Source organism: Campylobacter sp. 1569 (genome assembly GCF_024723675.1).
Lineage (GTDB): Bacteria > Campylobacterota > Campylobacteria > Campylobacterales > Campylobacteraceae > Campylobacter_D > Campylobacter_D jejuni_C.
Genome location: NZ_JANQDB010000010.1, coordinates 1 through 18770, shown reverse-complemented (window position 1 = coordinate 18770; position 18770 = coordinate 1). Strand labels below are relative to the sequence as shown.

Sequence of the window (18770 nt, the reverse complement as noted above, 5' to 3'; positions counted from 1 at the left end):
TTACTAAAAAATTAATCCATTTGACGACGCAAGAAAGCAGGAACATCAAGTTGAGAAATTACTTCTTCGTCAAATCCACCGCTAGCCTTGCGTAAATTCATATAGCTATTTTTTTTACTTTCTTCTTGTTCTTTAGCACTTTCTATTTCAGCTTTATCTTCAAAACCTGTAGCAATGATAGTTACTTCAACACGATCGCCCATACTTTCATCAGTAGTTGCACCAAAGATTACTTTTGCATTTTCATCTGCTATATCGCTAATACTTTGAGTAGCTTGTGAAATCTCTATCAATGAGCATTCGGGGCCAATTTTATAATGGATAATTACGCCCTTAACACCTTTCATAGTCATACCGTCTAACAATGGAGATTCTATAGCACTTGATAATGCATCCATGATGGCATTTTCACCTTCTCCATGACCTACACCCATTAAAGCTAAACCTCTATGGCTCATAACAGTTCTAACATCTGCAAAGTCAACATTGATATCGCCATCTTCTAAAAGGATAGACACCATACCTCTAACAGCTCTAGCTAAGATATCATCAACTAGCTTAAATGCTTCTTTTATGCCTGCTTTTTTTGGAAGTATGCTAAGAAGTTTTTCATTTTGGATTACAATGATAGAATCACTTTCTTTTTTTAATTCAGCCAAGCCAGCTTCGGCTAATTTTTTTCTTTGCTTTCCTTCAAAAGCAAAAGGCATGGTTACAACCGAAACAGTTAATGCACCTACTTCTTTAGCAGCTTGTGCTACAACAGGAGCTGCACCTGTACCAGTTCCACCACCAAGACCTGCTGAAATAAACACTATGTCACTTTGACTTAAAGCAGCTTTTACTTCTTCAAAACTTTCTCTTGCGCTTTCTGCTCCAATTTCTGGTTGCATGCCAGCACCTAAACCTTTGGTTTTTTTCTCGCCTAGTTGAATTCTAGTCTTTGCTAAAGATTTAGCTATAGCTTGTGCATCGGTATTTGCTGAAATAAGATCAAGATCGTGCAAGCCCATATTTACCATATGATCTATCATGTTACCGCCACCGCCACCGCAGCCTATAACTTTTATTTTTGCACCTTTTGCGTGTTGCATTTCTTCTACTAGATATTCGCTCATTGTATCTCCTATTAGAACTGGTTTATTAGTTTATTCCAAAATTTATGCATAAAACCTGATTTTTTATCTTTTTTGGTTTCAACTTTTGTTAATTCTGCTTTTTCCTCTTCAAAGTCTTTTTGATCTTGAAAAATTTCTTCAAAATCTTTGTTCTCTTCTTCATGCTCTTCTATGGTAAGATTTTGTTTAATCTGTTTATTGATAAACTCAGGTTCTCCTTTATATCTTAGTTTCTCATTAGAATCTAACTCATAAGGAGTAAAATGTCCACCACCATATAAGCAAAGACCTATAGCACAGCTATTTTCTGCATCTTCAAAAATTTCTTTAAAGCCATCCATAGTATCTTTTTTTGCGGTCGCTATTCTAACAGCTTTATTATCAAAATAAGCTGAAGCAAGTTTGTCAAGTCCTGCAAATTTTGTCATTCCACCTGTTAATACTATGCCTGCTCCTGCTTGATTTGCGCAAGCATTATCGCTTAACATTTTAGCTAAAATAATAATAGTTTCTTCAATTCTTGCATAAATAACATTAGATATGACTTCTATTGAAACTTCATTTTTTCTTTTTTCATCACCCATATATGGTATTTGTATGATAGAATTTTCATTTTGTGCCAAAGATGCGTAGTTTAGTTTTAATTTTTCTGCTTCTTTTGGTGGAGTATGTAAAGCTATAGATAAGTCATTAGTGATATTTACTGAGCCAATTTGTAAGCATTCATTATAGCGTATAGAATTACCTGCATGGATAACCATATCACAAACCGCTCCGCCCATATCGATTAAAATAGCACCTAGCTCTTTTTCGCTATCATCAAAACATGCAATAGAAGAAGCATAGCCTGAAAGAACGATATTATCTACTCTAAGATCAGCAAGCTCAACTGCTTTTTTTAGATTTTTTATATGCACTTCTTGTGAGATTACAATATGTGTAGAAACTTCAAGACGATTTCCGCTCATTCCTAAAGGATCTTCTACATGTTCAAGATCATTTACTTTAAAATTATAAGGCAATACATGAATGATTTCATATCCACTAGGTATATTTGCGGTATGTTTTGCTGTGCTTACTGCTCTGTGAATTTCCTTAATACCTATTTCATGATTTGGTATATTAACTACTCCTATGCTGTCTACGCTTTTTGCATAAGCACCTGAAATAGATACAATTACCTTATCATAATGTACGCCTGACATCATTTGTGCATCAGCTACTGCTTCTTCTATAGATTTTGAAGCAAGTTCTATATTGGTAATTGCTCCCTTTTTTATACCATTTGATTTTGATTTTCCAAAACCAATGATTTTAAGTCCTTCTTCGTTTTTTTGTGCCAAAATAGCACAAGTTTGTATTGAGCCTAAATCGATTCCTAAAATATTCAATTTATATTTCCTTTATAATAGCGTTGGATTGGATATAATTCTATAAGTTTTTTTAATAATTCTTCCTTAAGTAAAGCTTGCTTGGTTTGTTTAGCGCTTTGTTCTATGATGAATTTATAAATTTCTTCTTTATTTTTATTTTCTAAAGTTTGCTTTGTGATTTCATAAACTATTGCTTTATCATCAAACAATACATAAGATTTAGCTTTGTTTGAGTCAAATACATGCATTAAAAACTCACTAAATTCAGCATCATTCATCATATCACCTACTTTTGCATTTTTAGCTGAGTCGCGACTATAAGTTCCTATGTCTATGCCTTGGAAATTATCTAGGGTAAGTTTTGCTTTTTCTTCCAATAAGGCTTTGGTTTTTTCTTTGATGTAAAGTTTGCTTACTTCATTTTTAGCTTGCTCAAAAGTCATAGTTTGTATAGGATTTATTTTTATAACTTTTGCAACCATATAGCCATTTTCAAATTTAAAAGGCTTAATAAAATCATTTTCTTTAGCTTTTTGTATATTTTCTAAAGGATAATAAATATCAGCATCGCTGATTGTGATATTTTTATCAAAATTAAGCTCATTTTTTCTTAAAGCTACATAGTTTTCGTTAGCTTTAAGTTTGAGTTTTGAAAGCTTTAAATCCTTTATAACTTTATCTTTGCTTTGTTCTAAGCTTAGAATTTTACCTGCAAAATCTTTATAATCATTTTTATTTTCTTCATAGTAAGTTTGGATTTCTTTATCATCAATTTTAATTATATCGGGGTTTAAAAAATAGGTTGCAAGCTCGTAACTTTTTTGTGTTTTATAAAGCTCTTTATTTTTCTCCCAAGTTTGTTTTAACTCTTTTTCATCAATTGCTATGTTTTTATTATCAAGTTTTACGGCTTGAACTTTTAAACTATCTTGCATTAAAAAACTTGCAGCAAACATATCAAGTTCATTTGGTTTGATTTGTAAATTTAAAATAGTATTGATTTTTTTAAGTAATAACTCATCGTGTATGATTTTTTCATAAGTTTTTGGTGTATAATTGTTTCTTGCAAGAAGATTATAATATAAATTTTTATCAAAAACACCTGAAGCATTATGAAAGATTTTTTGATGTGCTAAATCATAAGCAATCTCTTCCTCACTCACATTTAAACCTAAGGTTTTAGCATAAGAAAGTAATAGTTTTTCTTGTATAAGTTCATTGATAGCTTGGGTATCTAAGCCATCTTTTTGTGCCTGTTCTTGTGTGTAATTGCCATTGTTTAACTGAGAATAATAGCTAAATAATTGAGAATATTTAAGATTAAACTCATCATAGCTGATTTTTTCATTGCCTACTTTTGCAACAGAATTTGATCTGTCAGTGTTAAAATCATAACTCCCCCAACCAACAAAACCTGCTCCAACAAAAGCAATAACACTAATCCAAATAGTTACAACTAAATATTTTTTATGATGCTGCATCCAAGTGAGCATTTTAACCCCAATCTAATTAAATAAATTAAACCATAAATTATAGATAATTTGTGATTAATAAAAAATTAATTTTAAAAGATTATGATAAATTTGTTTCAGCTAAATGGATAATTTTGCAAGAATTTTCAATTAAATCTATAATTTTGCCTAATTCATAGCTTGTTCTACCATAAGCAAAGATACCATAACCTTTTACAACAACAAAATTTTGTTTTTGTTCTAGCATATAGCGATAAATTTCAGTTTGTGACCTATCCTCCCAATCCTCATAATTTTTAGGGTTATAAACTCGAATTTCTTCTAAAAAAATTTCACCAAAATAATCTTGAGGCGTTATAAAATCATGATTTAAACTCATGGATAAGGTATAAGCTGGACAAGCAAAACATATAAATTTAGCTTCAGGTATATTCTCATATATACTTTTATGGATTTCAGAATCACTACTAGCTTCATCCCAGCTGTAATCTTTTGCAAATTTTAAAATACTTAGATTTTTTTCATTTAGTTGATTTAAAAATGCATTGTTTTTATTGATAATAAACGAACCTTGAGATAATTTAGCTGAAACTGAACCATGACAAATTCCAAAAAAATTTTTTTTAAACATTGAGGCAGAAAGCATTGTAATTTGAGAAATGATATTTTCTTTATTCATTAAAAACCTTGTTTTAAACTTTGCTAAGATATTATACTAAAAAAATTAAAGGGTTTATTTTGCAAAGTCCACATATTCCTGTTTTATTGCAAGAAGTTTTAGATGTTTTTGATGATTTTGATGGTGGAGATTTTTTAGATTGTACTTTAGGTTATGGAGGACATTCTAAAGCATTATTGCAAGCTCATAAAAAACTAAGATTAATTGCTTGTGATAAAGATTTAGAAGCTTTAAATTTTTCTAAAGAATTTTTAAAAAATTTTCAAGATAGAATAAGTTTTAACCATATAGCTTTTAAAGATATTTTAACTCAAATTCCAACGCAAAACTTAAGAGGAATTTTAGCTGATATCGGTGTATCTTCTTTGCAGCTTGATAAAAACGATAGAGGTTTTTCGCTAAATTCTGATTTTTTAGATATGAGAATGGATCAAAACAATCCTTTAAGCGCTAAAGAAGTGGTGAATTCTTATAGCAAGGAAGCTTTGGAGCGAATTTTTAAAGACTATGGAGATTTAGCGCCGGTTGCTTCAATGCTTGCTCAAAAAATTATCAATGCAAGAAGCCAAAAAGAGATTGCAAGTGCAAAAGAATTAAGTCAAATCATAGGAAATGCTAAGTTAAAAGGACGCAATGTATCTTTAGCTTTGCTTGTGTTTCAGGCTTTACGTATAGAAGTGAATAATGAGCTTGGCGAGTTAAAATCCTTACTTGAAAGTATAGAAAAAGCAAAATTAAAAGATTGTAAATTAGCTATTATTAGTTTTCATTCTTTAGAAGATAGGATAGTAAAAAATACTTTTAAAAGATGGGAAAAAGACTGTATTTGTGATGAAAGAGCCATAAAATGTGAATGTGGTAAAAATCATAGTCTTGGTAAAATTTTAAGTAAAAAAGCTATAAGTGCCTCCAAAGAAGAAATAAGCTATAATAGTAGATCAAGTTGCGCAAAAATGAGAATTTTTTATTTTAGGTAAATAATGGTTGAAGAAGACTTTTTAAAAGAAAAACAAAATATACGCGAAAAAATGTTGAAATATTCTAGGGCTATTAAAGAAGGTAGGCCTTATGAGGAATATGAGCAAAATTTCAATGAAAGCGATCGCATATTAAAAAATAGAATACAGCGTAAAAAAAGACCTAAATTTACAGATTTTGATGAAGAATACGAAGAAAAACCTAAAAAACAATCCGCTATTTATTTAAAAGAAGATTTGATTAATGTTAAATTAGAAGAAAAAAAACCTTTTAAATTACAACTTAATTTTTTCAAAAAACAAAAAGAAAAATTTGATAAAAAAAATATTGCAAATTCTAAAATGCTTAAAAGTAGTAAATCGCCACAAGAAGTAAAAAAAGTAGAAAAAAAAGATTCTATCCAAATATCTAAAATTCTTACTCAAAGTAATGTTTTTGTCACTTCAAAATTTCAAGATTTAAAAGAAAAAAGAAAAGAAAAAGTCAAACTCAAACAAGAATTAAAAGAGCAAAAAAAAATCGAACAAGAAAAAATAAAAAAAGCTCAAGAAGAATTAAAAGAAAAAGAAAAATTAGCTAAGCAAGAGCAAAAAATTTTAGAAGAAAAAGTAAGGCTTGAAGAAAACCAAGAATATAATCAAGAAGATAAATACGAACTTTTAGATAGCATAGTAAGCGAGGAAAATAAAAATTTAAGTCCTAAAAATTTATTATACGCAGGTTTAATGATAGCATTTGCTTTGTTGATATTTTTCCCACAAATTTACATCAGAAATCAAATTTATTATGTAAGTAGAGATATAGCGGATTTAAGATCACAAGAACTTGTTTTGGATGAAGAAAATAAAGAACTTCGAAGGCAACTTGAAATGCTTTATTTTCAAAATCAAGTTTTAGACTTTTTAGATTAATCTTGTGTTTGAATGATTTTTTCTAAAACATATTGCTCAAGTTGGTTTTTTGGAATTTCTTCTTTAATAGCTTGATTATAAATATTTTCTGCTATTTTTGAGTATTTTTCATAAGCAAAATATGGAAAATGTAAAGCCCAAGCTTTTTTTAGTAATCTTTTGCTAATGATTTTTCTAGTGTAAATTTTAAAAATATCATAGCCAATAAAAACACAAGCAGTGACAAAAATAGCACTTAAAATGCTAATATGAAAATCAATAATTGTTAAAAAATAATGTGTAATTAAAATTAGAGGAATGATAATTAAAGCACAAAAAAATGCATAAATAAGATAAGAATTAAACACTTTAAATTTAAAATTTAATTTCGCAGGATCTACCATCATACCTTCATTAAGCAAGGCGTTTGCTTCTAGTAAATCTTTTAAATTAACAGGTTGATTTGAAACTTTAAAAATAAAGTTTAAAATAAATTCTTGTATTTTCATTGTTTTACCCAAAATTAGTATGTGATTTTTGTGATTTTAACATTTTTGTTTTTAAATAAACTAAATTTTAAGTCTTGTAAATGAAATCTTGTGATAAAATTTATGTTATTTTAATATCAAAATGGAAGAAAAATGGCAGATTCTAGATTTATGATGAATGTAAAAGGTATAGGCGGAGCTTTTATTCCAAGAATTTTATTTCAAAGTAAGTTAAAAAATATTTTTTCTGATATCTTATTACTGAATACAGAAAAAAAAGAGTATATAAAAAAGAGAATAAATTATTACAATAAACTGACTTTTGATAGAGCAAAGCATATTACATTATCACAAGCCGCTGAAAAAATAGGAAAATTCCCTTTTAAGAAAACCTCATTGGCTTATGATGCTTATGCTATTAGTAAATATTTTAATGATGATTTTTTATGGATTAAAGCTTTTGGTGATATTTCTTATATTTTAAAAGAAGCTTCAATTTGCAAAGATAGACCTATTTGCAATAATAACTATAATAATATAATTATGAAGTTAGATAAAAATAGACACTTTGTTTTTTTAAAGGATAAATATGTTTTTGAAGATAAAAAAAACATTGCTATTTTTAGAGGTGCTGCCTACCAAAACAATAGAGTGAAGTTTTTTGAAAAAAATATTTCAAATAAAAAATGTGATATTGGTCACACAGGAAAAGGTTATAATGAGTGGAAAAAAACATTTTTAAGTAAGCAAGATCAATTGCAGTATAAATTTTTAATATCACTTGAAGGTAACACTTTTGCTAGTAATTTGATTTGGTCGTTAAGTTCTAATTCTTTAGTTTTAGCCCCCAAAATGCGTTATGAAACTTGGTTTATGGAAGGAAAGTTAGTTCCAAATGAGCATTTTGCTTTGATTGATGATGATTATGAAAATGTAGAAGCTTTGCTTGATTATTATTTAGCTAATCCACATAGAGCAAAAGAAATCATTCAAAATGCTCATGTTTACATAGAGCAATTTTTAGATGAAAAGATAGAATTTTATATAGGAATTTTAGTTTTAGCTAAGTATTTTTATTATTCTAATCAGCTTGATTTGCCAAAGGACATTATTGATTTATTCGATTAAAGGAGAGTTTATGCAAGAAATGGAAATAGTATTTTTAAATGATGAGTTTGTAAAAGCTAGCGAAGCTAAAGTGAGTGTTTTTGATAGAGGTTTTATCTTTGGAGATGGAATTTATGAAGTAGTTCCTGTGGTAAATGCAAAAATAGCTGATAAGGAAGAATTTTGGGAGCGTTTTGGGCGTAGCTTGGCTCAAATTGAATTAGAAATTCCTTATACAAAAGAAGAATTTGAAAATATTTTAGAGCAATTAATTATTAAAAACTCTCTTAAAGAAGGCGGGCTTTATATGCAAGTTACTAGAGGGGTTGCTAGTAGAAATTTTGCTCTTTTAAAAGGTTTAAAACCTACCATTATGGCTTTTGCTTTTGAATGTAAAGTGATTGAGCATGAGTGTGCTAAAAACGGGGTGAGTGTTATTTCAACAGCTGATTTAAGATGGAAAAGAAGGGATATAAAATCTATTTCTTTATTAGCTCAATGTCTTGCAAAAGAAGAAGCTATAAAAGCTAAGGTTTTTGAAGCATTTATGGTGGAAAATGCTTTAGTAACGGAAGCTTCTAGTAGTTCAGCTTTTATTATAAAAGATAAAACTTTAATCACTAAGCCATTTTCTAATGAAATTTTACCAGGAATTCGCCGTAAAAATATCTTGAAATTTGCAAAAGAACTTGGTCTTAAAGTAGATCAAAGAGCTTTTAGTATGAAAGAAGTATATGAGGCTGATGAGGTGTTTATTTCTGCGGCTACTTTTTTGATTTTGGGTGTTATAAAAGCAGATAGTAAGGTAATTAATGATGGTAAGGTAGGCTTTTATACTCAAAAGTTAAGAGAAAAATATGTAGAAAAAATACAAAAAGATGTTTTTTAATCAAAACCTGCGTTTGTAAATTCTTTAGGATTATCAAGAGCGTAGCGGAATTTTTCCCAGTCTATTTGTTTATCCCAAATAGCTACGATTAAAGCTGCTACGCTATTACCACATAAATTTCCTACCGCACGAATTTCAGACATAAATTTATCCACACCCAAAAGTATAGAAATAGCAGCCACAGGTAAAACCTCTCCTAAGCTTGCTCCTAAGCCATTGTTAGCTTCTGCTATATGCATATTAGATAAAGCTGCAAGTGTGCTTCCTAGTATGATAAAACCTGAACCAGTTACACCAACAGCACCTTTTGAAGCTATCATTAGTACGATTAAAATGCTAATTTCATGCATTAAAGAAAGCTCCACATTAAAAGCTTGTGCAAGAAAAATCAAACTCATAGCTAAATAAATATTAGTACAATCAAGATTGAAACTATACCCAGTCGGCAATACCAAACCCACGGTGGCCTTTGAAATTCCTGCTTTTTCAAGTTTTCTCATAAGTGGGGCTAATGCTGATTCACTAGAACTTGTAGCAAAAACTATCAAAACTTCTCTTGAGATAAAACGCATAAATTTAAAAATATTAACTTTGGCAATAAAACAAATAAGTCCTAAAACTCCAAAGATAAAAAGCAAAGAGGCAAGCAACATAACAATAAGCAAATAACCCAAATTTAATAAAGAATCAAGTCCATATTTTGCTACTAAAAAAGCCATCGCAGAAAAAGCGGCAATAGGAGAAAAATACATAATGATTTCTAGAATTTTAAAAACAAAGCTTTGCATTATTTCTAAGGTTTTTTGTATAGCTTTTCTCTCATCAATTCTCATAAGTGAAATAATAAAAGCACAAGCTAGAGCTATAACTAAGATTTGCAAGGTTTTTCCTTCGCTAAAAGCAGCGATGATGTCAGTAGGTATGGCATCATTTAAAATATGCAAAATCTCATTTTGTGCACTTATTTCTATATTTTTATTAACAAATTGAGCCACACTTTCTTGATCTAGGGTGCTTGGATCAAGGTTCATTCCTTTTCCAGGTCCCATAATATTTGCCATAAAAATACCAATAGCTAAAGCAAAAGTACTCACTACTTCAAAGTATAACAAGGCTTTAGCACCTATACTTCCAACTTGTTTTAAGCTTTCAAGACTAATAACTCCTAAAACAATAGTTAAAAATATAATAGGCCCTATGAGAATTTTTAAAGCTTGTATAAAATAATCTACCCCGATTTTACTAGCTAATGCAAGCTCTTTATCTAACAAACCAAGGCTAATACCAGCTATAATTCCTATAATTACCCAAAAACCTAAATTTTTTAACATTTTTTTGAGCTTGCTTGGTTTTTCATGGGTAATTACTAGCACAAAAACTCCTTGAAATTTTAAAAACGACACATATTAGCAAAGAAAAACTTATTTTTATGATTAAAATAAATAAAAAATAAACAATAGTCTTAAAAATAAGAATTTTTTAGCTTATTTTGTAGCTAAAAGTAGCATTTTGTAGTATTTTTGTATGATTTATTATGAAATAAATAATGATAATGTTTATCTAAATTTAAGAAAGCTAGTACTATACTTGCGACTATGATTTTAAAAATGAATATCATTTCGGAGTAAAATAGTGTTTAAGAAAATAAGTTTATTAATGATTTTTTTATTTTGTTCTATTGTTTATGCTAGAGAGATTGATTACCAAAAAGAAGCTCAAGCGATCAAGCAAATTTTAAATGAAAGTATGATCTTATATAAAAAAAATAAAAATTTAGAAGCAAAGAAAAAAGCAGAAGATGCATATTTCCAGCATTTTGAAACCATGGAAGGTTCTATTGGGCGTAATGTCGGTAGAAAAGCCATTGTTATGGAACGTAAATTTATTAATTTAAGAAAAATGTATAAAGATAAAGAAGATTTTCCTAAAATAGAAGCTTTGATTAGTAGTTTGTATTTTGATTTAGATGAAATAGTTCCTATTTTAGAAAAAGGCTTTCAGCTTAAAGCTGAAGCTAGTGATGTAAAATATGATAAAAAAGCAGCTGAAAGCTCATCTTTAAAAGCAGAAAAAGAGCGCCAAGCGCAAGCTGAGGCGATGTTTGCAGCTTTGCTTGGAGAAGATGTTAAAGAACAAACTTCACAAAACTCAACTCAAAGTTTGGTTGCTCAAGAACAAAACACTCAAAAAGATGAAGCATTGCTAGCTTTACAAGAAGCTTCGGCTTTGGATACAAGATTGCAATTTTTGATGGATTCAATGATTTCAAAGCTTGATCAATCTGCATTAGCTTTTGTAAATAAAGACTATCAAAAAGCTAAAGATTTGATTCAATCAGCATTGTTTGAAGACTATAGAAACTCAAAAGTGGAAGTTTTAGTAGCAAGATATACTAAAGCAGGGGTGGATAAAAAAATTCAAACCAAGCTTAGAACTATTATAAGAAAAATCAATGCTAATACTTTAGATGAAAAAACTATCAGAGATGAAATTTCAAATATATCAGATTTATTATATGAAGCGTTTTTGGCTTTACCTAAAGAAGAATTAGCCTTGCTTCAAGTTAAAGGCTTTGATGAAAGTACTATGAGTACTAAAAACTATACTAAAGTATATGATGATATGAAAATTGCTCTTAATGATATTTTGCAAAATTATGAGGGATTTAGTTTAAATAGCATAGATGCTTTGCAAAATGTGTATTTGGATATTTTTGAAGCAAGTGGTATGGAAAGTAAAATTGGTGCCATTGATAGTGCTTTAAAATTAAAAATTGAAAGTTATTTTTCAAAAGGTGTTGCACTTATTAAAGCAAGTGCTTCTAAAGAAGAATTAAAACAAAATTTTGATGAGCTTAGTACATTAGTAGAAAGCTCTTTGGATAAAATTCAAGAATCTTCACCTATGTCTTTATTTATATGGGCTTTGGGTATTATCTTAAGAGAAGGTTTGGAAGCTTTAATCATTGTTGTAGCTATAGTTTCATACCTAGTTCAAAGTGGTAATAAAAAACGTTTAAATATAGTATATTCAGCACTTTGGAGTGGGGTATTTTTAAGTTTTGTAACCGCATTTTTTATTTCATGGATTTTTAAAGAACAAGCAGGGCAAAGTAGAGAGTTACTAGAAGGTATTACTATGCTTGTGGCTGTTGCATTGTTATTTTATGTAGGTTTTTGGCTTTTATCAAATGCACAAAATAAAAAATGGGCAAATTATGTAAAAACTCAAGCAGTTGAAGCTATCTCAAATAATTCAGCAAAAACCTTATGGTTTAGTGTGTTTTTAGCTGTATATAGAGAAGGTGCTGAAACTATTCTTTTTTATCAAGCTTTATTATTTGATGCAAAAACAAGCACAGATTATAGTTTTATATTTATAGGATTAGCTAGTGGATTAATCATACTTATAATACTTTATTATTTATTAAAAGCTGGTGCTTTAAAAATACCAGTAAAACAATTTTTCTATATAACTTCATACATTATTTTTTATATGGTCTTTGTCTTTACAGGCAAAGGTATTGGTGAGCTCATAGAAGCTAAGGTTATCACCCCAAGCTTACTTCCTTTTGATTTTGAAGGAATTTTATGGCTTGGAATTTATCCTTACTATGAGAGCATCATACCTCAGTTTATGGTTTTAATCTTACTCATTATGGGTATTTTTATAACAAAGCAAATTTCAAATAAAAGGGAAAAAATATGAAAAAAACTTTATTAAGTTTAGGCGCAGCAGCTAGTATTTTAGCTAGTTCAGTTTTTGCAGCAGAGGTGCCAATTGGCGATCCTTATGAGTTAAATGGTATGGAAATAGCAGCGGTTTATTTACAACCAATCGAAATGGAGCCAAGAGGGATTGACCTTGCAGCAAGTTTAGCAGATATTCACCTTGAAGCAGATATTCATGCATTAAAGGGCAATAAAAACGGCTTTCCAGAAGGCTTTTGGATTCCTTATTTAACTATAGCTTATAAGCTAACTAATCTTGATAATGGTAAAGTAAAAACAGGAACCCTTATGCCTATGGTAGCAGATGATGGCCCTCACTATGGTGCAAATTTAAAAATGGATACAGGCATAGGAAATTATGAGTTGGTATTTTTAATAGAAAGCCCAGAAAAACAAGGTTTTGGACGCCATGTTGATAAAGAAACAGGTGTTGGTAAATGGTTTGAGCCATTTTCAGTTAAATACAACTTCAAATATACAGGAAAACCTAAGTGATTCTTCCCTAGCTTTTTGCTAGGGTTTATTTATAAAATTATTGATTTTATAAATAAATTCTATCAAAGAAGAGCCTATGTCGATTTATTTTGTACATTTTTTTGGAGTATTTTTTTCTTATGCGCTTTTAAGTGCTTTATTTTTTTATAATTTAAAAAATTCTTTAGTGTTTAAACTTGCTTTTGTGGGTTTTGTTTTTTCTTATTTTGCTTTTTTTATTAGCGCTAAAACACTAAGTTATGATTTGTTATATTTTTCTAATGATATTTTATTTGTTTTATTGTCTTTGGGTGTTATTGTTTTTTCTTTTATAAAAAATAATTTTTTAAAAGAAAAAATTCAAGCAATATTGCTTTTTTTATTATCTTTTGTTTTTGGTATAAAATACTTACATATTTCTATAGACTTTCCTATATTAAGCACTAATTTTTTAGATTCTTTAGCGATTAGTTCTTTTGGGTTTATTTTGCTTGCTTTTGTTGTGTGTTTTGGGGTTTATCTTTTTACAAGATGGCTAAGAGAATTTAAATTTAAGTTTTTAAATTTATTTTTATTTATTATAATGATTTTTTATCTAAATGAAGCTTTAGCTCAAATTTTATTACACCTTATGAGAGAAGGTGTGATAGAAACAGAAAATTTATATTTAAGCTATGTGGCAAAAAGTGTATATTATACTAAATTTTATACATACATATGGTTTTTATTGCTAGGAATTTGTATAGTTTTAGCTCTAAAGCAAAGAGCGAGAGAAAACACCAAGAAAAAAGATTTTGATATAGAATTTAGAAAAAATCAAGCAAAAAATTCAACTATAACTAGCTTTAGTGCAAGTATTTTTAGTGCTATGGTTTTAAGTCTTTGTATTTTTCTCTTTTATGACTTGCATGCTTCAAGACCAATTACTATAGACGAGCCAACCTATGTAGAGCCAAATGAAAATGACGAATTTGTCTTTGATGTAGTGACTTTAAGAGATAATAACTTACATCGCTTTGCTTATATTAGTGATGAGGGTAAGGTAGTGAGATTTTTCTTAATTAACAAAAGAGAAGATAAAGATTCGCCAGTAGCAGTTTTTGATGCTTGTAGTATATGTGGAGATATGGGGTATGTTAAAAAAGGTGGAGAGTTAATTTGCATTTCATGTAATGTTAGAATTTTCTTACCAAGTGTAGGTAAAGCAGGCGGGTGTAATCCTATCCCTATGAAATATAAATTTGAAAATGGTAAGGTTATCATACCTTTTTCAGAAATTTTAGATGGGGTAAATTTTTTCACTCAAGTAGTAGAAAAGAAAGTTTATGATCCTATTGATAATACTGAATTAATTAATTTAAAAGCACCAAGATCTTATGTTTATAAAGGAAGAACATATTTTTTTGCTAATGAAAAAAATTATGAAGAGTTTAAAAATGATCCTTTAAAATACATCGATATGAATAAAACTTCAAAATATAGAATTCATAATTTATTAGGAAATGACTATGCAAATTAAGATTGTAAAAAATTCCATTTTTCAAAATAAAATTCAAAAATCTCTTGCTTTACTAACGATTTTTTTAGCTACTTTACTTATGGCTACTATGTTAAATCTTACTTTGGGCATAGGTAATGAAATCACAAAAGAATTAAGAAGTTATGGATCAAATATTTTAGTTTTACCTAAAGGCGCAAGTTTAAGTGTGGAAGTGGGTAATAAAATCTATGAGCCTTTGAAAAATCAAAATTTTTTAGAAGAAAGCAAACTCCATACTATAAAAGAAATTTTTTGGAGAAATAATATCAACGCCTTTGCGCCATTTTTAGATACCCAAGTAAAAATTCAAACTCCAAATGCAAATTATGAAAATATCTCTTTAGTGGGAACTTATTTTGATAAAGCTATAAAGGTGCAAGATGATGATGATTTTTATGCAGGCATTAAAGAATTATACAAATATAGTCAAATCAAAGGAAATTACCCAAAAGATGATAGTTTAGATGAAATAATGCTAGGAAAAGACTTAGCACAAAAGTATGATTTAAAAATAGATGATGAAATTACCCTTTTGCAAAATGATCAAATTTTTAAAGTAAAAATTGTTGGTATTATAGACTTAACTCAAGCCTTTTCAAATAAAATTATCACTTCTTTACTTTTAGCACAAAAGCTTTCTAAAAAAGAAGGTTTATTTGCCAAAGCAGAAGTTTCAGCTTTAACTATACCTGAAAATGATTTAGCGCAAAAAGCAAGACGCGATGTAGATAGTCTTAATCAGCTTGAGTATGATCAGTGGTATTGCACTGCTTATGTAAGTTCTATTGCTTATCAAATAGCAGAAGATTTTAAAGGTGCTAGTACAAAAGTAGTGAGCTCCATTTCAGATGCAGAAAGTTTGATAGTATCTAAAATTCAATCTTTAATGGCAGTAGTTAGCATTATATGTTTAATTGTAGCTTCTATAGCCATATCATCTTTAATGAGTGCGGATATTTTTAGAAGAAAAAGCGAAATAGGACTTTTAAAAGCTTTAGGTGCTAGTACTTTGCAAATTTATATGATTTTTGCGTTAGAAGGGGTTGTGGTAGCTTTAGTTGGGGCTGTTTTGGGCTTTGCTTTTGGTGTGGGAGTTTCAGAAGTTATTGCTCTAAGTATATTTGATCATACTATTGCTATATCTTGGATTATTTTACCAATTTGTTTATTTTTTGCGGTGCTTATAGTATTTTTAGGATGTTTGTTTTCTATCAAAGGAATTTCTAAACTTTCTACTTCAGAGGTTTTATATGGCAAATAATTTTTTTATGCAAGAGGTTTTTAAATCTCTTATTTTTTCTTATAAAAGAGTTTGTATTATTTTTATAGCTGTGTTTATGGGTGCTATGGTCAGTGCTTCATTTTTTAATATTTATTTTGATATTGACACAAAATTGTCCAAAGAATTGAAAGCTTATGGAGCTAATTTTATCATCACGCCAAAAGATGATGAGTTTTTAAGCATGGATGAATTTAATCAAGCTAAAGAAAACTTGAAAGCAAAAGCTTTAACCCCATTTTTATATGGTTTTTATAATCTTGAAAGTTCAAGTGCGGTAGTTGTTGGGGTTGATTTTGCAAATTTAAAGCTTACCAAGCCTTTTATGGAAGTTTTAAAAGGAAGTTTCTCTTTGAGTGATTTTAGTGAAGATAGTGCCTTTGTGGGAGCGGATTTAGCTAAACAACTTGAACTTAAAATAGGACAAGAATTACAAATTTATAACCCAAGCATTTCTAAAATAGTCAAAGTAAAAATCAAAGCCATTTTAAGAAGCAATGATGAGCAAGATGGGGTTTTAATCATCTCTTTAAAAAAAGCGCAAGAATTAGCAGCTAAAGAAGTGATAAATTATGCTCAAGCTATTTTACTAGGCGATTATGAAAGTTTAGATCAAAAAGCAAAAGAACTTAGTAAGGCTAATGTAGAAGCTAAAGTCATAGCCTCAGTATCCATTAGTGAAGGTGTGATTTTAGAAAAGATTAAAGCTTTAATGGCTTTGATTAGCTTAACGATTTTACTCATTAGTTCTTTGAGTGTAAATACTACTCTTAGCGCAGTGATTTTTTCAAGAAAAAAAGAAATAGCCCTGCACCTTGCACTAGGAGCTAAGCATAAAGAAGTTATTAAACTTTTTGGAGCTGAAGTGTTTATTTTAAGCTTAAGTGCGAGTTTGCTCGGTGCTTTTTGCGGATATTTTTTAGCAAATATTTTTGGATATTTGATTTTTAATGCAAGTATAGATTTTAGATTGCTTTCGGTATTTTTTGCAGTGCTTGTTTCTTTAGTATTTGCATTTTTTGCAAGCATCTTACCGCTAAAAAAAGCTTTAAAAATCAATGTTTGTGAAAATTTAAAGGGTGAGTGATGAAAAATATTATAAAAATTTCAAATTTAAATCGTAATTTTAATGAAGTTAAAGCTTTGCAAAATATCAACCTAGAAGTAAAGCAAGGCGAATGGCTAGCCATTATGGGTCCATCAGGTTCAGGTAAATCAACACTTTTAAATATACTTTCTTTGATGGATACTCAAAGTAGTGGGGAGTATTTTTTAGATGATAAAGAAGTTGGAAATTTAAGTGAAGAAGAAAAAAGTGTGATTAGAAGAGAAAAAATAGGTTTGATTTTTCAACAATTTCATTTAATACCTTATTTAAATGCCTTAGAAAATGTCATGCTAGCGCAGTTTTATCACTCAAGTATAGAGCAAAAAGACGCTATAATGGCACTAGAAAAAGTAGGGCTTTCACACAGACTTACGCATTTACCTAGTCAGCTAAGTGGCGGGGAGCAACAAAGGCTATGTATAGCAAGAGCTTTAGTGAATGATCCTGAAATTTTATTAGCAGATGAGCCAACTGGAAATTTAGATGAGGCAAATGAAAAAAACATTCTAGAGCTTTTTTGTAAATTAAAACAAGATGGCAAAACCATAGTTTTAATCACTCACAATCCAGACTTAGCCACATTTGCTGATAGAACTATCATTTTAAGTCATGGAGTAATGAAAAGTGAAAATTAAAAGTATAATTTTAGCTTGTTTGTGTTTAGTTTTTTTAAGTGCGTGTTTTGAAAACAACAATAAAAATGGCGGTAAAATAGGTCTAAAAGCACCAGAAATCGCAGCTAAAAATTTAGAAGGTGAGAAAATTAAACTAGCTGATTTTGATAATCTCATTGTTTTAACTTTTGTAGAGCAAGGTTGTGCTTCTTGTTTAAAAGATTTGCCACTTTTAGAAAAACTAGCTAACGAATACCCTAAAAAAATCACTATTTTGGCACTTGATTCTATAGATAAGGGGAAAGATTTTGAAGAATTTGCTACAAAATATGATTATAAAAATATTATATTTTTGCAAGATGATTTAGATATCTCATGGCAAAGATTTAGCGTTTTTGCGGTGCCAACTACTTTTGTCATTAAAGATGGAGTTGTACAAGATAAAATCATAGGAGAAAAACCATGGTCACAGCTAAAAGCTTCTATTGCTTCTTGGCTTTAATAGGCATTTTTTTCTTTAGTGCATGCTCAAATAATGAATTTCAAACCCTAAATTCAAATCAAAACTATACTTTCAAATATGATGGTTTTGAAAAAACCTTAAAAACACAAAATGCAAATCAAGCTTATGCTTTATTTTTTTTCACACAAGACTGTGGTGCATGTAATGCACAAATTCCTATGCTAAATGAACTTTATAAAGAAAGAAAATTTTCTATTTTAGCAGTGTTAAATGGAGCTAAGTCAAAAGAAGAAGCTCAAAAAATTCTTTTGGAAAAAAAGCTAGATTTGCCACTTTTATATGAAGCTAAAGCAAGCTCGTTTTTGTCTAAAGCAGTGGGTGGAATTTATGGTGTGCCTGTGATAGTTTTTTATGATGAAAAAGGCAATATGAATGAAAAATTCATCGGACTTACTCCAAAAAGTGTTTTAGAAAACAAGATTAAATTTTTACAATAGATTTAGGTGTTTTATAAAGTATATTTCGGTAAAAAATAATTTAAAAATTTATAGCACTATTTTTTTACTC

At 29.2% G+C, this 18770-nt stretch carries 18 protein-coding genes; 12 read left to right on the top strand and 6 right to left on the bottom strand.

The window, feature by feature from the left end; translation table 11 throughout:
- Positions 1 to 11 precede the first annotated feature (11 nt).
- From ftsZ to CAMP5060_RS05870, 4 genes are all read right to left on the bottom strand, one after another.
- Complete coding sequence (gene ftsZ / locus CAMP5060_RS05885) at positions 12 to 1118, bottom strand: cell division protein FtsZ (protein WP_039626779.1); 1107 nt, start codon at positions 1116 to 1118, stop codon at positions 12 to 14.
- Between the two features lie 11 nt (positions 1119 to 1129).
- The gene (gene ftsA, locus CAMP5060_RS05880) at positions 1130 to 2509 is read right to left on the bottom strand and encodes a cell division protein FtsA (RefSeq protein WP_087699999.1); all 1380 of its coding nucleotides are present in this window, start codon (positions 2507 to 2509) and stop codon (positions 1130 to 1132) included.
- Complete coding sequence (locus CAMP5060_RS05875) at positions 2506 to 3984, bottom strand: peptidylprolyl isomerase (protein ID WP_214125845.1); 1479 nt, start codon at positions 3982 to 3984, stop codon at positions 2506 to 2508. The genes ftsA and CAMP5060_RS05875 overlap by 4 nt, the downstream gene beginning before the upstream one ends.
- 79 nt (positions 3985 to 4063) lie before the next feature.
- Positions 4064 to 4642, bottom strand: a complete 579-nt coding sequence (locus tag CAMP5060_RS05870; protein ID WP_087700003.1) for a class II aldolase and adducin N-terminal domain-containing protein — start codon at positions 4640 to 4642, stop codon at positions 4064 to 4066.
- 59 nt (positions 4643 to 4701) lie between these two features.
- On the opposite strand from CAMP5060_RS05870, the gene rsmH reads away from it, so the two are divergent.
- Both rsmH and CAMP5060_RS05860 read left to right on the top strand, forming a co-directional pair.
- Positions 4702 to 5619 carry a 16S rRNA (cytosine(1402)-N(4))-methyltransferase RsmH gene (gene rsmH, locus CAMP5060_RS05865; RefSeq protein ID WP_087700005.1) on the top strand — a complete coding sequence of 306 codons (918 nt, stop codon included), beginning with the start codon at positions 4702 to 4704 and terminating at the stop codon, positions 5617 to 5619.
- 3 nt (positions 5620 to 5622) lie between these two features.
- A complete protein-coding gene (locus tag CAMP5060_RS05860) occupies positions 5623 to 6531 on the top strand; it encodes a hypothetical protein (RefSeq protein WP_192866630.1) in 909 nt (302 codons plus the stop codon).
- On the opposite strand, the gene CAMP5060_RS05855 is transcribed toward CAMP5060_RS05860, so the two are convergent.
- Positions 6528 to 7019: a hypothetical protein gene (locus tag CAMP5060_RS05855; protein ID WP_087700007.1), complete on the bottom strand. Its 492-nt coding sequence runs from the start codon at positions 7017 to 7019 to the stop codon at positions 6528 to 6530. The genes CAMP5060_RS05860 and CAMP5060_RS05855 overlap by 4 nt on opposite strands.
- Before the next feature lie 132 nt (positions 7020 to 7151).
- Between CAMP5060_RS05855 and CAMP5060_RS05850 the strand changes: the two genes are divergently transcribed.
- Entirely contained in the window at positions 7152 to 8126 is a 975-nt protein-coding gene (locus CAMP5060_RS05850; protein WP_261545177.1) for a glycosyl transferase family 90, read from the top strand.
- A 10-nt stretch (positions 8127 to 8136) separates the two neighbouring features.
- On the top strand, positions 8137 to 8994 hold the full coding sequence (locus CAMP5060_RS05845; RefSeq protein ID WP_337218057.1) for a D-amino acid aminotransferase: 858 nt from the start codon (positions 8137 to 8139) through the stop codon (positions 8992 to 8994).
- Here CAMP5060_RS05845 and CAMP5060_RS05840 read toward each other — a convergent pair.
- Complete coding sequence (locus CAMP5060_RS05840; RefSeq protein WP_214136382.1) at positions 8991 to 10325, bottom strand: cation:dicarboxylate symporter family transporter; 1335 nt, start codon at positions 10323 to 10325, stop codon at positions 8991 to 8993. The genes CAMP5060_RS05845 and CAMP5060_RS05840 overlap by 4 nt on opposite strands.
- A gap of 325 nt (positions 10326 to 10650) precedes the next feature.
- On the opposite strand from CAMP5060_RS05840, the gene CAMP5060_RS05835 reads away from it, so the two are divergent.
- The 8 genes from CAMP5060_RS05835 to CAMP5060_RS05800 all read left to right on the top strand — a co-directional run bounded on the left by CAMP5060_RS05835 (position 10651) and on the right by CAMP5060_RS05800 (position 18700).
- Positions 10651 to 12702 carry an FTR1 family iron permease gene (locus CAMP5060_RS05835; protein ID WP_261545175.1) on the top strand — a complete coding sequence of 684 codons (2052 nt, stop codon included), beginning with the start codon at positions 10651 to 10653 and terminating at the stop codon, positions 12700 to 12702.
- Entirely contained in the window at positions 12699 to 13220 is a 522-nt protein-coding gene (locus CAMP5060_RS05830) for a ferrirhodotorulic acid transporter, periplasmic binding protein (protein ID WP_012661874.1), read from the top strand. The genes CAMP5060_RS05835 and CAMP5060_RS05830 overlap by 4 nt, the downstream gene beginning before the upstream one ends.
- A gap of 76 nt (positions 13221 to 13296) precedes the next feature.
- Entirely contained in the window at positions 13297 to 14718 is a 1422-nt protein-coding gene (locus CAMP5060_RS05825; protein ID WP_337218056.1) for a Fe-S-containing protein, read from the top strand.
- Positions 14708 to 16000, top strand: coding sequence for an ABC transporter permease (locus CAMP5060_RS05820; protein WP_214126539.1), 1293 nt, complete (start codon positions 14708 to 14710; stop codon positions 15998 to 16000). The genes CAMP5060_RS05825 and CAMP5060_RS05820 overlap by 11 nt, the downstream gene beginning before the upstream one ends.
- The gene (locus CAMP5060_RS05815; RefSeq protein WP_337218055.1) at positions 15990 to 17105 is read left to right on the top strand and encodes an ABC transporter permease; all 1116 of its coding nucleotides are present in this window, start codon (positions 15990 to 15992) and stop codon (positions 17103 to 17105) included. The genes CAMP5060_RS05820 and CAMP5060_RS05815 overlap by 11 nt, the downstream gene beginning before the upstream one ends.
- Positions 17105 to 17761 (top strand): ABC transporter ATP-binding protein, encoded by a 657-nt coding sequence (locus CAMP5060_RS05810; RefSeq protein WP_012661870.1) that lies wholly within the window; start codon positions 17105 to 17107, stop codon positions 17759 to 17761. Before CAMP5060_RS05815 ends, CAMP5060_RS05810 begins: the two co-directional genes overlap by 1 nt.
- Positions 17751 to 18242, top strand: a complete 492-nt coding sequence (locus CAMP5060_RS05805) for a TlpA family protein disulfide reductase (RefSeq protein ID WP_087700022.1) — start codon at positions 17751 to 17753, stop codon at positions 18240 to 18242. Before CAMP5060_RS05810 ends, CAMP5060_RS05805 begins: the two co-directional genes overlap by 11 nt.
- Positions 18203 to 18700 carry a TlpA family protein disulfide reductase gene (locus tag CAMP5060_RS05800; RefSeq protein WP_337218054.1) on the top strand — a complete coding sequence of 166 codons (498 nt, stop codon included), beginning with the start codon at positions 18203 to 18205 and terminating at the stop codon, positions 18698 to 18700. The genes CAMP5060_RS05805 and CAMP5060_RS05800 overlap by 40 nt, the downstream gene beginning before the upstream one ends.
- Positions 18701 to 18770 lie beyond the last annotated feature (70 nt).

Excerpts from the sequence above, each read along its gene's own strand:
- ftsZ (WP_039626779.1), bottom strand. The coding sequence starts at position 1,118 with ATGAGCGAATATCTAGTAGAAGAAATGCAACACGCAAAAGGTGCAAAA.
- CAMP5060_RS05875 (WP_214125845.1), bottom strand. The coding sequence starts at position 3,984 with ATGCTCACTTGGATGCAGCATCATAAAAAATATTTAGTTGTAACTATT.
- CAMP5060_RS05870 (WP_087700003.1), bottom strand. The coding sequence starts at position 4,642 with ATGAATAAAGAAAATATCATTTCTCAAATTACAATGCTTTCTGCCTCA.
- CAMP5060_RS05860 (WP_192866630.1), top strand. The coding sequence starts at position 5,623 with ATGGTTGAAGAAGACTTTTTAAAAGAAAAACAAAATATACGCGAAAAA.
- CAMP5060_RS05855 (WP_087700007.1), bottom strand. The coding sequence starts at position 7,019 with ATGAAAATACAAGAATTTATTTTAAACTTTATTTTTAAAGTTTCAAAT.
- CAMP5060_RS05850 (WP_261545177.1), top strand. The coding sequence starts at position 7,152 with ATGGCAGATTCTAGATTTATGATGAATGTAAAAGGTATAGGCGGAGCT.
- CAMP5060_RS05845 (WP_337218057.1), top strand. The coding sequence starts at position 8,137 with ATGCAAGAAATGGAAATAGTATTTTTAAATGATGAGTTTGTAAAAGCT.
- CAMP5060_RS05840 (WP_214136382.1), bottom strand. The coding sequence starts at position 10,325 with ATGTTAAAAAATTTAGGTTTTTGGGTAATTATAGGAATTATAGCTGGT.
- CAMP5060_RS05835 (WP_261545175.1), top strand. The coding sequence starts at position 10,651 with ATGATTTTTTTATTTTGTTCTATTGTTTATGCTAGAGAGATTGATTAC.
- CAMP5060_RS05830 (WP_012661874.1), top strand. The coding sequence starts at position 12,699 with ATGAAAAAAACTTTATTAAGTTTAGGCGCAGCAGCTAGTATTTTAGCT.
- CAMP5060_RS05825 (WP_337218056.1), top strand. The coding sequence starts at position 13,297 with ATGTCGATTTATTTTGTACATTTTTTTGGAGTATTTTTTTCTTATGCG.
- CAMP5060_RS05820 (WP_214126539.1), top strand. The coding sequence starts at position 14,708 with ATGCAAATTAAGATTGTAAAAAATTCCATTTTTCAAAATAAAATTCAA.
- CAMP5060_RS05815 (WP_337218055.1), top strand. The coding sequence starts at position 15,990 with ATGGCAAATAATTTTTTTATGCAAGAGGTTTTTAAATCTCTTATTTTT.
- CAMP5060_RS05810 (WP_012661870.1), top strand. The coding sequence starts at position 17,105 with ATGAAAAATATTATAAAAATTTCAAATTTAAATCGTAATTTTAATGAA.
- CAMP5060_RS05800 (WP_337218054.1), top strand. The coding sequence starts at position 18,203 with ATGGTCACAGCTAAAAGCTTCTATTGCTTCTTGGCTTTAATAGGCATT.